This window comes from Nonomuraea sp. NPDC050153 (assembly GCF_044460125.1).
GTDB lineage: Bacteria > Actinomycetota > Actinomycetes > Streptosporangiales > Streptosporangiaceae > Nonomuraea.
The window spans coordinates 90,810-104,536 of record NZ_JBITJQ010000019.1 but is presented as its reverse complement, the minus strand read 5'-3'; the positions used below and the strand labels follow the sequence as shown (position 1 = coordinate 104,536).

The 13,727-nt window shown below is 68.9% G+C and carries 12 protein-coding genes; 3 read left to right on the top strand and 9 right to left on the bottom strand.

The window, feature by feature from the left end; translation table 11 throughout:
* Positions 1-166: 166 nt before the first annotated feature.
* The 3 genes from ACIBQ1_RS36875 to ACIBQ1_RS36865 all read left to right on the top strand — a co-directional run bounded on the left by ACIBQ1_RS36875 (position 167) and on the right by ACIBQ1_RS36865 (position 1,759).
* Positions 167-736: a hypothetical protein gene (locus ACIBQ1_RS36875; protein WP_397284064.1), complete on the top strand. Its 570-nt coding sequence runs from the start codon at positions 167-169 to the stop codon at positions 734-736.
* A 67-nt stretch (positions 737-803) separates the two neighbouring features.
* A complete protein-coding gene (locus tag ACIBQ1_RS36870; protein ID WP_397284062.1) occupies positions 804-1,313 on the top strand; it encodes a hypothetical protein in 510 nt (169 codons plus the stop codon).
* On the top strand, positions 1,310-1,759 hold the full coding sequence (locus tag ACIBQ1_RS36865) for a hypothetical protein (RefSeq protein WP_397284060.1): 450 nt from the start codon (positions 1,310-1,312) through the stop codon (positions 1,757-1,759). Before ACIBQ1_RS36870 ends, ACIBQ1_RS36865 begins: the two co-directional genes overlap by 4 nt.
* 77 nt (positions 1,760-1,836) lie before the next feature.
* Here the strand turns inward: ACIBQ1_RS36865 and ACIBQ1_RS36860 are convergent, their stop codons facing one another.
* The 9 genes from ACIBQ1_RS36860 to ACIBQ1_RS36820 form a co-directional block, all read right to left on the bottom strand.
* Entirely contained in the window at positions 1,837-2,574 is a 738-nt protein-coding gene (locus tag ACIBQ1_RS36860; protein ID WP_397284058.1) for a hypothetical protein, read from the bottom strand.
* A 302-nt stretch (positions 2,575-2,876) separates the two neighbouring features.
* Entirely contained in the window at positions 2,877-3,857 is a 981-nt protein-coding gene (locus ACIBQ1_RS36855) for a C40 family peptidase (RefSeq protein ID WP_397284056.1), read from the bottom strand.
* Positions 3,854-4,801 carry a replication-relaxation family protein gene (locus ACIBQ1_RS36850; RefSeq protein ID WP_397284054.1) on the bottom strand — a complete coding sequence of 316 codons (948 nt, stop codon included), beginning with the start codon at positions 4,799-4,801 and terminating at the stop codon, positions 3,854-3,856. The genes ACIBQ1_RS36855 and ACIBQ1_RS36850 overlap by 4 nt, the downstream gene beginning before the upstream one ends.
* A 76-nt stretch (positions 4,802-4,877) precedes the next feature.
* Entirely contained in the window at positions 4,878-7,457 is a 2,580-nt protein-coding gene (locus ACIBQ1_RS36845; RefSeq protein ID WP_397284052.1) for a type IV secretory system conjugative DNA transfer family protein, read from the bottom strand.
* Positions 7,454-9,313, bottom strand: a complete 1,860-nt coding sequence (locus ACIBQ1_RS36840) for a VirB4 family type IV secretion system protein (RefSeq protein WP_397284050.1) — start codon at positions 9,311-9,313, stop codon at positions 7,454-7,456. The genes ACIBQ1_RS36845 and ACIBQ1_RS36840 overlap by 4 nt, the downstream gene beginning before the upstream one ends.
* Positions 9,310-10,275, bottom strand: a complete 966-nt coding sequence (locus ACIBQ1_RS36835; protein ID WP_397284048.1) for a PrgI family protein — start codon at positions 10,273-10,275, stop codon at positions 9,310-9,312. Before ACIBQ1_RS36835 ends, ACIBQ1_RS36840 begins: the two co-directional genes overlap by 4 nt.
* The gene (locus ACIBQ1_RS36830) at positions 10,272-11,717 is read right to left on the bottom strand and encodes a hypothetical protein (protein WP_397284046.1); all 1,446 of its coding nucleotides are present in this window, start codon (positions 11,715-11,717) and stop codon (positions 10,272-10,274) included. The genes ACIBQ1_RS36835 and ACIBQ1_RS36830 overlap by 4 nt, the downstream gene beginning before the upstream one ends.
* 245 nt (positions 11,718-11,962) lie before the next feature.
* The gene (locus ACIBQ1_RS36825) at positions 11,963-12,409 is read right to left on the bottom strand and encodes a pilin (RefSeq protein ID WP_397284044.1); all 447 of its coding nucleotides are present in this window, start codon (positions 12,407-12,409) and stop codon (positions 11,963-11,965) included.
* Between the two features lie 292 nt (positions 12,410-12,701).
* A complete protein-coding gene (locus ACIBQ1_RS36820; protein ID WP_397284042.1) occupies positions 12,702-13,655 on the bottom strand; it encodes a hypothetical protein in 954 nt (317 codons plus the stop codon).
* Positions 13,656-13,727: the final 72 nt, after the last annotated feature.

Here is a 13,727-nt window from a genome sequence, read left to right as displayed (position 1 = left end):
CCAGGGCGGCCATCACGCACCGCCTACCGTCCGGCCCCCTCTTCCCCCTGTCCGCTTCACCCGTCCCACTCCGGCACGGATGAGGTCACAGCGGCTGGTCGAGCGGCCACCCTCACGACCCTCACCTCTCACCGATCCCCGTCACTCGACGAAAGGAATGCGCACGATGGATGACCTCAGCCAGCCCACCCCCCTCCACCCGCCCGGGGAGCCGAGCAGCATCATCCCCGCCCGGCACGTCAGCGCGAACCAGGCCGAGCAGGCGCGGCGCTCGTTCGATCAGCTGACCGCCGACAAGATCGCTGCAGTCCGCCACGCGTTCTACGCAGCGTCGGCCGAGGCGATCTTCGTCTTGCAGAACGGGCAACGGCTCTCCGGCGAGCAGTCGTTCGCCGCCGCCCACGCCCAGGCGTCACGCGCCTGGTGGGATCTGGTGGACGAGGAGATCACCGGTAAGAAGCTGACCTCCGATCACGCGCTACGGCGGGTGCGCTCCTGGGCCCGCCACTACCTCACCGGGGAGCCTCCGGCCGCCCGGCCGGGCACGTTGTTCGATCACGCCCTCGCCCACGCCGCGCGCATCGCCACCCGTGACTTCCTCAACGACAGCGGCCACCTTCTCACCCAGCACCTGATCGACCAGGCAGGCAACCCTTCCACGGCCGCGCCCGTGGAACATGACCATCCCCGAGCGGCCAGCCCCGACACGCGACCCTCCACGGTGGCGGGGCCATGACCGGTCAACCGACCGCGCTAGCGCATCCGGGCGCTGGCGACTCCCCTGAAGAAAGGACACCAACGTCATGAGCAACTCCCCGCAGCATCCCGCCACGGGCGCACTGCCCGAAGGGGTTCCGGCTTCCCTGGAGGCGATCATCGACCAGGCCCGACGCACCCGCCAGCATCACCTCGACGACATCGTCCGGCGCCTCGGCCGTGGCGAGCGGCTGACCGCCGAGCAGATCTACGACACCCTGTGCGCGCAGACCCTGTGCACGTGGTGGTTGCTGGTGGCCCGGTACATCGAGCACGCCGACGGCGGACGTTTGCTTCCGGCGCAGGCTGTCGCCAGGTTCGTCTCCTGGATCACCCCCTACCTCGACGACCCAATCTCATCCGACCCTGGGATCGCCCAACGGGCCCTCGGCTTGAGCAGCGAGCACGAGCTCGCCCTGGCCCACCTTGACCGCAGCCTCGCGCTCATCCGTCAAGGCGCCGCCCGTATCTTCCTCACCCAAGCCGAGACACTCGCGCCGGCCCGCTCCGCAGAGCAGTCTCCGAGCGCCTCGACCGGGCAGGAGGCCACGGCATGACCCACCACACCGCCACCGGCGAACCCGAGGCCGTCTCCCCAGACTCTCCGCCCTCCAACCGGCAGGGATCAGAGCGGGCGGACAGCTCGCGTGTGGAGGTCTTCCGGATGCTTGGCTGGTGCTGGGACATCACCGCCGCCAAGCAGCTCACCCAGGGCCGGGCCCCGGACGGGCGGATCGTGACCGAGTGGTGGGCGGCCATGCTCCAACTGGTCGCCATCAATGCCGAGCACGCGGCCCAGGTGGATCTGTCCGAGCCGCTGATCGTGGCCACGGTCCCGAACGGCGGTGTGCTGATCATCGACGGCTGGCACCGCCTCTGCAAGGCCGTGACCATCGGCCTTCCGGAGTTGCTCGCCGTGGTGCTCACGGCCGAGGAGGAACGCGCCTGCCGGATCTTCGGCGGAGAAGAGACGGTAGAGGATGATGCGCCTGGTAGCGCCTGATCCGGTGGCGTAGGTGGCATGCCCCGCCCAGCACAATCACAGTGTGCTGGCCGGGGCATACCTCCTGCACCACCGGATCAGGTCCGTCTGCCCGGATCTTTCCCCATAACCCGAGGATGTTTGCCCGCCATGATGAGCGCGATCTTCTCCCGCACCGCTTCGGGCGTGGGGTTTTGAAGCAGGTACGGATTCGGTCCTAGACCGAGTGGACTCACGTAGGGTGCGGGCTTGTCCGGCTTAGGCGCAGGTTCTCTCATTTTGATGAGGGGCCCGCCGCCGTCGGGGGCGTCGACTGGACGCGGGTAGAGGGTGTGACCGATGAGCCGGAGCACGGACTCGATGGGCAGCAGGTAGTCGATGAGGCTGGTCTCGTCATCGTCGGACAGGGTGGGGTCCTGGGGCCGGTTGCGGTTGTGAAGGTCGACCTGCCCGGCCTTGGCGAGGTGGTCGTAGAGGCGCCCCTCCAGCCACCCGGCCTCGCTGCTGTTGAGCGTCTCATCCTCATTGGATTCGTAGCGGATGAGCAGCGCCCGATACCAGTGGGCGCGCTCCTTGAGCTGCTGCAGGACGCGGTGGCGTAGCCCGGGGGTGGTGGCCTTGCCGACGTAGGCTCCCCACCGGCCCTCGGCGTTCGGCCGGTCGAGCAGGAGGTAGACGCCGGGGACGTTCCAGCCTTTCTCGAGGCGGTTGGCGTGGTCGCGGTCGAGCAGGAGCATGCCGGCGACCTTGTGCTTGGCTCGGATCTTCATCGGGTTGTTGAGGTCGTAGGAGAGGCTGACGACGAGCTGGGACGGGGCGAACCGCATCGCACACACGTGGCGTCTCCTTCACGGTGCCGCCGGAGATTCTCCCGAACAGTATCGGACACATTGCTCTTCGTAACCACGAGTTTCGGGAAGAAAGTGCAGCTCACCTCACCAGGTAGGAATCCGTCTGGTGTCGGGCCACACTATGCCGGATGCTGGTACGGCCCCTGTTGGGGCGTCATCCCGCGCGGTCGCCGTGCTTGTAGCGGGGGTGTGGCGGGCCCGTCCACGGCCCGTGGTAGCCGTACGGCGGCCGGGAGGGCGTGCCGTCGGGTGCCGTCGCGCGGCCACGCTGCCGCTGCGGCGTACGGTCAGCGTGGGTCGGGCTGACCGGTGGCGGGGTGGGCGGATGGCCGGGTGAACCCGATCAAGTCCCCGCGCTGGTATGTGTCGATTTTGACGACGGTGCGGCGGTTGGGGGCGTGGATCATCTGTCCGTTGCCGATGATGAGGCCGACGTGCCCGGGCCCGTCTGGCTCCATGCGGAAGAAGGCGAGGTCGCCAGGCTGCTCCTGCCCTTGCGGAATGGGCGGTCCGTGGCGCCATTGGTCGGCTGCCACTCGTGGGATAGTGATTCCGGCTGCTTGGTAGGCGCGCATGGTCAGCCCGGAGCAGTCGAAGGCAGCCGGTCCTTCGGCTCCCCACAGGTACGGCTTGCCGAGTTGGGCATGCGCATACGCGAGCACGGCAGCGACCTGCTCGCCCGGGATGATCGGGACGCACGTCCCGGCGAGGGCGTCGACGGTGCGCTGGGCGAGCGGCTCCCACTGCGCGTAGGCGTCGGGGCGGCCGGAACGCTGGACGGCTTGAGCGGCCTGGGTGAGTGGCAGTTGCTCCCAGTGCGGCACGGTGACCAGGCGATCATAGAAGGCGCCGGAGGCGTAGCGGGGGTCGAGGACCTGCTCAGGTGTTCCCCAGCCCTGCGACGGGCGCTGCTGAAACAGCCCAAGACTGTCGAGATGACCGTAACGCAGGTTACGCAGTTGGGACTCTTGCAGCGAGGTGGCGACCGCGATCACCGCTGCCCGCGCGGGCAGCTCACGTTCCATGGCGACCTGGACGATGAGGGCGGCGTGGGCCTGCTGCTCGGCGTCCAAGTCCAGTATCGGTGCTGTCCGCGTTGAGGCCGGGGCCGCGACCGGGCTGCCTGCCAGGTTGCTCGCCATGCTGGGTGTGATCACGCAGACGGTGCCACCGGGTGTTCCGGACGTGGTCAGGATGCTGGTGGCGGCTGCGATGAAGGCCAAGACGATGAGCAGCAGGAGGGCGGCGCCGGCCGCGGCGGCCTTCACCTGCTCTCGTCCTCCTTGGGGAACAGGCTGTCGAGGTAGTCGTCGTAGGAGTCGTTGGTGGTGGTGGTGGGCTGTTCGGGGCTTCGGCCGAGGGTGAGATGCGGCCACGCGTTGGCGAGGTCGGTCAGCCTCATCCGAGGCTGACTCGGCCGGTTCGGGATGGGGAGCCAGCAGGGTCCGGCGGGGCCGTCGTCGAGGTCGGTCTGGACGGCGGTGGCTATGGGTATCTCGGTGGTGGCGATGAGGGTGCGGAGGTTGGTTTCGCGGGCGCGACTGGGCAGCCAGAACAACACCGGGGTGGTGATCTGGGTGGTGTCGGCGAGGTCGGTGTAGGCGGCGAGTTTGTCCGCGACTTTGGCCAGGGTCATGCTGCCGGTGTCGTGTTCGAGGAAGAAGTCGATCTGGCGGCCGTTTTCGTGCCAGCAGCCGAAGGCGTCGGGCCGGGCCAGGCCGCCCCAGATCGTGGCGCACTGCTTTTCCGATAGCCACGCGCGCAGGTGAGCTTCAGGAGTGTGGCGGGCCAGATGGCACAGGTGGACGAAGAAGTCGTTGACGCCGATCTGGTGGCCGCTCTTGGCCGAGACGGAGATCGACATGGCCAGGTCGGGGTGGTAGCCGAGCTCTTTGACGGTGGTGTGGCTGCGCAGGGCGAGGAGTTCGGCCCCGGCACGGCCGAGGACCCAGTGGCAGGGGGCGGAGCCGCCGTAGGGAGTCCAGGGCCGGTAGCGGGTGATGGTGTGGAGCTTGTGCAAGATGCCCAGGCGGCGGCGGGTGGGTTGCGGCTTGGTGAAGAACAGCCGCTGAAGCTGGTGGGTGGTCAGCACGCGGTGATGAAGGAGGTGTTCCAGGACCTGGTAGTCGCGGGGGGTGAGCCGGGCGACGATGCTGGCCATGGCGGCGGCGTCGAAGCGGGGCAGGCCACGTGGGATACGAGCTGCGGGCATAGCGGACTCTCCTGAAGGCAAAGGGTGCTGAGTGGATGCGCGGCGGCGATCCGGTTGGCGGGCTGCGTTGGCGGGTTTAGATGGGCTCGTGATCGTGGCCGAGGAGCCCGTTGCGGAGGTCAGTGCGCAGGTCGTGTTCGACGCTGTTGTGGCCGCGCGGCTTGGGGGCGGGCGGCTGGAGTGCGGTGTCCGGCTGGGTGAACTGCTCGCGTGATGCCTGGCGGATCTCGTCTGCCCGGCCCTCGATCGCTGACGGCAACGGGCGGGTGCGCAGGGTGAACGCGGAGGTCTGCTGGCCATGGATGACGAGGCGGGCGGTGGCTTGGTAGGCGCCGAGGTGGGTGAGGTCGTGCGGGCTGATCAGCGGCGCGGTGTGGTGTTTGAGGTCGTTCGCGTCTTTGGGCGAGGCGTTGAAGTAGATCTTGTTGCGGGCGTCGGCGGACAGGGCTTCGCGCAGGTCGGCTGGGAGTTGGTCGAGGTGCTGGTGGGCCAGGACGAGGGAGAGTCGGTAGCCGCGCGCTTCGGCGAGGACGTCGTTGATGTGGCCAGGCAAGTTCAAGAAGTTGTGACACTCATCGATGACCAGCGAGGCGTCGGGCCGGTCGGCCTCGGCGACGTTGGTGCGGCGGGTGGTGGCTTGCCAGGTGTGGGCGAGCAGGATGGAGCCGAATAGCCGGGCGGCATCGTCACCGAGGATGCCTTTCGGCAGTCGGGCTAGGACGAGCCCGCCCCGGTCGAGGAGTCGGCCGATGGGGACGGTGGTGTCTGGGCTGGCCAGCGCTTGCCGTACGAAGGGGCGGAGCAGGACGGCGCGGAGTTTGTTCATCACGGGGCCGATGACGGTTGCTTGCCCGGCGGGGGTGAGGGCTTCGTAGGCGCTCCAGAACCCGGCCAGCAGGCTGTCGTCCAGTCGGGCGGTGATCTTGGTGCGGAAAGCCTGGTCGGTGAGCAGCCGGGGGACGTCGGCGAGGGTGGCTTTGCGGCCGAGGACGCTGGTCAGGGTGAGGCAGGCGGAGCGGAGTAGGTCATCCACGCGTGGCCCCCAGGCTGTGGAGAAGCAGCGGTGGAAGATGGTGACGACGGAGTCGACGGCGAAGGTGGGGTCGTGCCCGGCGAGGATGTTGATCGACGGTGGTGGCGCGGGGTCTTGCGGGTCGAACACCACGGTTTTGCCGATCGCCCGCTTGGGCAGGCGGTTGAGGATGTCGGTGATCAAGTCGCCCTTCGGGTCGATGACCAGGGCGCCCCGGCCTGCTGCCGCGTCGGCCAGGACCAGGTTGGCGAGCAGGGTGGATTTGCCGACGCCGGTGCCGCCGAGCACGTGGGTGTGGTGGCGGCCGTCGGCCACGGGCAATGCCACGGGCCGGTGTGGGCCGCTGTCGGCGTCGCCCAGGATGCGGGCGGTTCCACCCGCCGTGGTGCGGGGCACGGCTGGTGACGGGGCGACGGGGCGGGCTCCGGCGCGGGTGATGCCGGGGGCGTCGATGTCCCAGGGCAGGTGGGCGAGCGTGGCCAGCTCGGTGACGGACAGCAGGTAGCCGCCGTCGAGGCGGCGTGAGCTGATCGTGCGGCTGGGGCGCAAGAGGCGGGCTCGGCGCAGGTACTGGTGGCTTCCGGTGAAGAGGGCGAAGATGCCGGCCAGGGTGTGGGCGTGGCCTCGCAGCCACCCGCGAACCAGATCAGAGGAGCCCACACCATCTTGGCGACTGCTCATCGGAGTGCGAGTCGGGGTGGAGGTGGGTTCGCGGCTGGTAGCGACGGCGTAGCGGATGGCGACGGTATAGCGCGGCTGACCGGCCTTGGCCAGGATGGTGCGGACTTGCTCGGTGCGTTCGGGGAAGTCGCGGGCAAGCTCGCCGTTGTGGCGGCGGTCGCGGCTGGCACCGGGCAGAGGGAGGATCTCGTCGAAGACGCGGCCGAGGCTGTGGCGGCTGCCTCCTCCGCGCAAGTGGGCGGCTGCTCGGTAGGCGTGCCGCAGGCGCCTGCCCGTGGTGGGACGGGCCAGGATCTGCACGACGGCGTGTTCGCCTTCGCGCAGTCCGCTCATGGCCTCCAGAAAGGAGCGGACAGGGTCGTGGTCGTGGTCCGTCTTGAGTGGAAAGTGCTCGGGTGCAGCCAGCACAAGCTGCCCACCGGCAACCTCGGCATCGTCCGGGAGCGGTGAGGTGGCGGGGCTTGTGGTGGTGGTCGCGCCCGGCCACGCGGCTTGGACAGCCTTCTCCACGATGCCGGGCGGGATGGTGCCGGGCACCCACAGCCGGATGCGGACTCCGGCGTCGCTGCCGTGGTATTCCCACACCAGATGCGGTTGCCCGGTGAAGGCGCGTTTCCATGCAGGGCGGAGGAGGCCGACGAGTTGCCGCCACAGCACCACGGCGCCCTCGGGATCACTGCGCGGCGGGGAGGAGATCTCGATGAGCCGGGCTTCGGGTGTCATGTCGGCGTGACGAAGCCAGCCGAGCAGGTAACGCACCACAGCAGCCACAGCCCATATCACCCCCATGACCGCAGAAAGCCGGGGTCCGTGGGCAAGGGCGAGTTCAGGCAGGCGGGCAGGTAGCTCGGCCAGGAAGTCGAGGGCGGTCTGGACGTCGTGATCGTCGATGCCGCACAGCAGGCACGGCCCATCCTGTCGGGGCGACTCCTGGATGGTCATAGCGGGTCGCCTTCCTCATCCTCGTCTTGGCTGTCGGTGGTGATCTCGGTGAAGTCGGCCGGGCTGGGTGGTTGCGCGGCTTGGGCTTGGAGCGGGCCGTGTTGATGGTGCTGGTCGAGTTGGTTGAGGAACTGCGGGTCTGTAGTGATCAGTTCGACTTCGCGGGGTGAGGCGATGACGTGGAAGGCGGCTCGGCTGGCAGGGCCGGCGACCAGGAGCGCCTCGCCTCGCTCGGCGGTGAGTAGGAACTGGCGTTCGCCATCGGTCAGGTCGAAGGCGTCCCCGACCGCGCAGATAGCCTGCGGCGCCTGTCGGAGAAGGATCTGATTGGCCGCGTTGGCGACGATCGCCTGCCCCAGTTCGGTGCCGAGCAGGTCGGCGGCGTCCTGGGTGACGACGGCGAGCCCGGCCCAGTGCTTCCTGGCTGCCTTGGCCATCCGAAAGAGAAAACGAGCGCCCTCGGGTTCCTTCATGAGCAGCCAGGCTTCGTCCACGACGACGAGGCGCTTCTTGCGGTCGCGCGGGTTGGCCACCCGCCGCCAGATAGCGTCCAGCGCCAGCAGAGTGCCGACAGCTTTCATCTCCTCGGGCAGATCCCGCAGAGAGAAGACGGTCAAGTGCCCGGAGGGATGGGTGGTGGTGGGGCCGTCGAACAGTTCGCGGTAAGAGCCGGTGACGTAGGGGGCGAGCTGTGCGGCCAATTCTGTCCCCAAGGGACCGGCGGCGTTTCTGGTAAGAGTGGTGACCAGATCGGCGAGGAGTGGCGCGGGCCGTGTCCATGTGGCCGGATCGCGGGTGATCCCGGCCGCCTGATAGGTGTCGATGATCGCCGCGTCGAGAACGGCGCGTGACTGCGGGGAGAGCTGTGTGCCGCCGAGCATGGTGGCGATCAAGGTCTGCAGGAACATGGCCCGGCGTGACAGGACGTCGTCGCGGGGGCCGTGGCTGGCGGGCAGGTCGAAGGGGTTCCACCGGACGCCTGCTGCGCCGAGGTGCAGGCAGGTGCCGCCGACCGCTTGGGCGAGGCGTGCGTATTCGTCTTCGGGGTCGACGACGGCGACCTCAACGCCTTGGTAGAGGAGGCGGAGGGTTTCGAGTTTGGTGAAGAAGCTCTTGCCCGCGCCGGATCGTGCCAGGACGACGGAGTTGTGGTTGTCCTGGGCGTAGCGGTCCCACAAGACGACACCGGAGCTGGTGGCGCTCAACCCATACAAGACCCCGCTCTCTCCGACTGCCGTAGCGAGGTCGGGCGAGGTGAACGGGAAGGCCGCCGCCAGCGCGATCGTGTCGAAGGTGCGCGTCGCCCGAAGGGAATCGACTCCGAGCGGGAGGCTAGTCGTCCACCCCTGCAAGGCGCGAAAAGTCGCCGGTTGGGCATCGAGCAGGAGCGACGACGCGAGCGCCCGGACCCGCTCCACCTCTGCCGCCAGCTCCGGCTCCGAAGCGGCAGTGACGGTGAGGTAGAGGCCGACCTTGAACAGGCGGCCGTGCCCTCGAGCCAGGCTGTCGGCCAGGTCGGTGGCGTCATCAGCGGCGGCCTCGGTGGCGAAGTCGGGGAGTCTGCTGTGTTGGGCGTCGGAGCGGCTGGCCGATTCCAGGCGGGCGAGCTGGCGACGCAGCCGCATGGCCGCCACCTGCTGCGGGATTGGTTCGACATGCAGGGACACGTCGAGGTGCCCCGGGTAGGTGAGCAGCGGCTCCAGCCATCCCGCGCCGACCTCGCGCGGGTAACCGGTCACCACGAACGACGCGCAGACAGCGTTGGGCAAGGTGACAGTCCGGACGCCGACCTGGACAGCGGCTGGATGGGTCAGCGTGCCGGGTCCGTGGTCGCGGGTACGGCGGCGTAGTTTCACGTGGTGCTCCTGGTCGAGGTGATCAGCTCGCCGGGGAGGGCCTGGCCGAGCGGCTGCCGGCCGCCGGGGTCGAGGCACTCGGTCAGCTCCTGGTTGGCGGCCTCGGCGTCGAGGATGCGAGTGGTGACGCCGAGCGCGGCTAGGCTGCGTTCTGCTTCGGCGGCCCGCCGCAGGACGACGGCCGCGGCGGCGTCTCGCCGCACCGAGCGGCGACCTCTACTGGTGGTGGGCTGGTCGCGCAGCACGATGAGCACCTGCCGGGTCAGTAGTTCGCGAGAAGCGTTGAGCTCAACCAGGTAGTCGGCGTGCTCGCGGGCGGCTGCAGCGAGTGCCGGGTGGGGCAGACTCGCTGCCTGTTGCTCAACGATCTCGGCCAGGCCGGTGAGGTCGGCAGGGCGGGCACGGGCGAGGATCTGCACGGGTGCTTCAAGAGAGTTCAGCCACCGCCCGAACGCCCCGACGAGTGCGGCCTGCTCGCTGGTGGTGCGCAGGTGGAAAGACAGGGTGCTGGTCTCCACCAGGACCGCGACGCCTCCGTCGGTGAGTTCGAGTGCTCCGTCGGTGCGGATCGTCCGCACCGGCAGCCGCAGCGGGGCGGGCAGCTTGCCGCGCAGGCGGCACCACCTCGGCGGGCCCGTAACCCCCTCAGGGGCGGAGATCAGCCTTTTAGGGGTCCGGGCGAACAGCAGGGCTGCGAGGGAGAAGCGGTCCAGACTCAGCCCGTCGCGTTGCCCGAGTGCCACCGTGAGGCCGAGCGCGAGGAGCGGGAGCAGGATGGCGGCGAGGATGATGACGGGCAGATGCTGGTGACACAGGTAGTAGATGGCGGCGGCGATGCCGCCGGTCAGGATGATGATCAGGATCTGGCGGAAGGTGAGCCCATAGGCGATCTTGTCCGGCTGGTTGATGTCGGCGGGGATGCGGGCCAGCAGAGGCGGCGGTTCAAAGTGGTTGTGGTTCACCGGCCCTCATTCCTGGGTTGACGCTGGGAGCGCGGGATACGGCGGGGCGGCGGGTCCAGCCGGAGGCGGAGCTGGCCCGGTCGGGGGGCGCGGGTGGGCATGCCCGGAAGCCGATCTTGAATCCAGGGCGGGCGTGGACGGATCCACGGTCCGGTGGTGGGCGCGGGCGCTGTTCGTGGTGCGGGTGGGCGTGGGACGCGGGTGACCGGGAACGGCAACGTCAGTTGCTTGCCCTGTCGAATTCGCCGCGCGGCGGCGGGAGATGCTGCGGGAGCGGGTGCCGAGGTGGTGGCATTGGGTGGCAGGCCGAGGGGTAGCGGGAGTTGCTGCCAGGCGGGTGCGCTGCTGGGCATGGGTGAGGCTCCTGGAGCTGTGGTGGATGGGCGGGGGCCATTGGGGGCGCGCCGTGGTCCACGGGGGCCGCTCTGCGGGCTGCTGCCAGGAGGACGTCGGCGATGCCGGTTGATGGTGGCGGCTTTGCGGTGGGTCGCGCGTTGTCCGGCTTTGCCGAGGGCGCGGGCGGCGCCTAGGGTCTTGTAGACGACTACGGCTTTGAGTAGCCGTTTCAACATGTGAGGCTGGCCTTGCTGCCAGATGGTGCGCGCGACCCAGCCTGGGATCTTGATCAGGACGAACAGGATGCCGATGACGATGAGCGCGTCCAGCACGCGGTTGACCGTGGGCCGCAATGTCGTCTCGGCGGCGTCCCCGAGACTGGGGCCAGCGGGCTTGAGCGGGTAGGTGGCGGGTGAGTCGGTCAGGAACAACTTGAACGCCAGGATCAAGCCGAGGGCTTGCAAGATTTGGATGGCGAGTAGCCCGAACAAGCACCGCCACCACAGCCGGGCGACGCCTTCGGTCTGCGGGAGGGCGTGAAACAGCAGGGCGAGCGGTGCGGCGATGATGAGAAACAGCAGCAGGGTGACGCGGATGAGGCCGATGAAGGCAAGCAGGAGCCCCATCAGCACCGCAGCGCCGATCAGCAGTACCAGGAACAGCGCGGTGCCTTCCGGGTCCTTGATCAGGCCGTCGACTTTGGCGGCGATGAGGTTCCCGGCCCGCTGCCCATCGACTCCATCACCGAGCAGCGCGGCAACCAGAGCGTTGGCCAGCTCGATGGCGTACTGGCAGATGGTGAGCGAGGCATTCAACGCCACCACCGCGACGACCACGCGCAGGATGACCTCAGCCGGAGTGGTGGAAGTTTGGACGCTGCCGTACGCCATCACGATGACGCCCCCGGCGAGCACCATCAGCACCAACAAGGCGTTGGCGACCAGCCGCACGTGACCCGACAGCTCCCGGACCCGCTCCAGCATCATGGGCGGCGGCGCGGAGAGCAGGACGCTGCCCACGAGGACGAAGGCGGGATTGATGGCCTCGACCACCAGGCGGGTGAACCAGCCGTTCATCGCATGGTTGATCTTGCAGCCGACGTCCATCCACCCGCACTCCTGCACACCTGCGGATGGCGAGGACGGCGCCTGCTGGGCGGGGGGAATCCAGCTCACCTGCGGCGACGGAACCGGGCTGGAGATGGACGATGGCGTGGGCGTGGGCGTCGGATCGGCGTACGCGGGTGCAGCAGCGGCGAACCCGTTTGCGGTGGTGGCCAGCGTGACGACGAGACAGGTGCGAACCAGCCAGCTCAGCCTTCGCCTGATATGGCCGTGTTGGTGGCGGGGCATCAGGCGCCCACGATGCCTTTGAGGATGGTGACGAGCAGGGGAGCGAGGACGGCGATGCCGTAGCCGAGGGCGGCGTAGCGCAGGGTCTTTTTGGCTGCTTCGACTTCGCCGGGATCGCCGCCTGCGAGGATGTAGCGGACTCCTCCGACGGTGAGGAAGAGCGTGGCCAGGGCCACCAGCAGGCCGACGATGACGTTGCGCAGATTGTCGATCACCGCATTCAGCGAGGCCGGTGCGGCCAGAACCTCGCCGGAGACAGAGACAGCGGCAGACAGAGGGGCTGAGACAGGGCCAGAAACGGGCGTGGCTGCGGTGGTGGCGTGGGCGATGGCGTATTCGAGCAGGGCGCCCAGGACGATGCCGCCGAGGATCACCAAGGCGATGAGCAGGACTTTGAGGCTGTGGGACTGGGACGAGGCGGTGGTGCGGCGCGGGCCGGATGTCATGTTCTGTCTCCCGGAACGGTCGTGCTGGATGCGATGCGGGTGAGGGCGGCGCGGAGGTGCCGGGCCCGGCTGCGGGGCCGGGTGGGCGTCCTCCTTCAGCGGGCGGAGTGGGTGGGCTGGGCCGGGTGACAGGGACCGGTGACCAGGTACGGTCCCGCTACCGGGCTCGGCACCCTCCGCGCTGCCTTCTCACCTGGTAAAAGACCTGGGTGAAGAGCCGAGTTAGGACATCGGGGCCAGCGGATTTTGTGCAGTCTTTGCTGGCTGAACTGCGTCGGCCCCTGTGCGATCGCTACAGGTCGCTGGGCACGTCGCCAGCCTGGAGTGCCTGGTAGAGGGCTGTTTCGGCGCGCTGGCGGCGCTTGATCGCGGTGCAGTAGAGCAGGCCACGGCGGCGGCAGTAGGAGCTGAGCGGGACGCCCTCCAGCCGGGTGAAGGCGATCAGCTCAGCCTCCTCATCGGTGATGATCTGTTGGGCGACGGCCCGGGCCAGGAGCAGGTCAGGGTGGCCGGCTGGGTAGGCGAGCGTCTGGTGTCCGCTGTCGGCTCGGTCGGTGAGATCTGGGTCGGCCAGCAGAGCGGGCTGGTCGGTGGCGTGGGCGCGGATGACGGCGATGTGGGTCAGCCGCGACAGCCGTAGCAGCGGGTGTGACCAGGCCAGATTCACCCGGCACATGGCTTCCATGTAGGCCGTCAGGACCTCGGCTTCCAGGTCCTCGCGGTCGATCCGCTCGGCCGGGATCTTGCTGGCGAGGGTGCTGATGAGGCGGCGCAGCATCGGGATCGCCATGGTGACGGCGGCGACCATCCACGCTCCTCGATGGGTGCGGGCCTGGTCGATGAGTTGCCGCCACACGTGGTCACGGGTGGTGCGTGAGCAGGACGGATGCAGCAGGATCTCCCGCAGCTCGTTCAGCGGGATCGGCCGGGCCGGAAGCCCGTGCCCGAGCTGCGCGCCATCGACCGACAGTGGGGCAGGGCCTCGCATGAGCAGGGCGAAGGCATGCTCGGCCACATCCAGCGGCAGCGAGCCGGCCAGACGGCACGGGCTGCCGCCGACGCCATCGGACGCCTGGCCGGGTTGCGCGTTCTCCGCTTCGAGGTCGCCAGTGGGCAACGTTTCGGCTGGGGCCGGGTGGGCCGTGGACGGACCGGTAACGGCCGGACGATCGGTCGGGCCGGTGATGGTCGTGCTGGTGATGGCCGCATCGGTGGTGTCGGTGGAGAGACGGACCGGGTGGGACATAGCGACGCTCCCGAAAAGGCGTGTTCGGTTCGGACGTCGCTATGCCGCCACAGCGCCCGGACAGCAACCGGG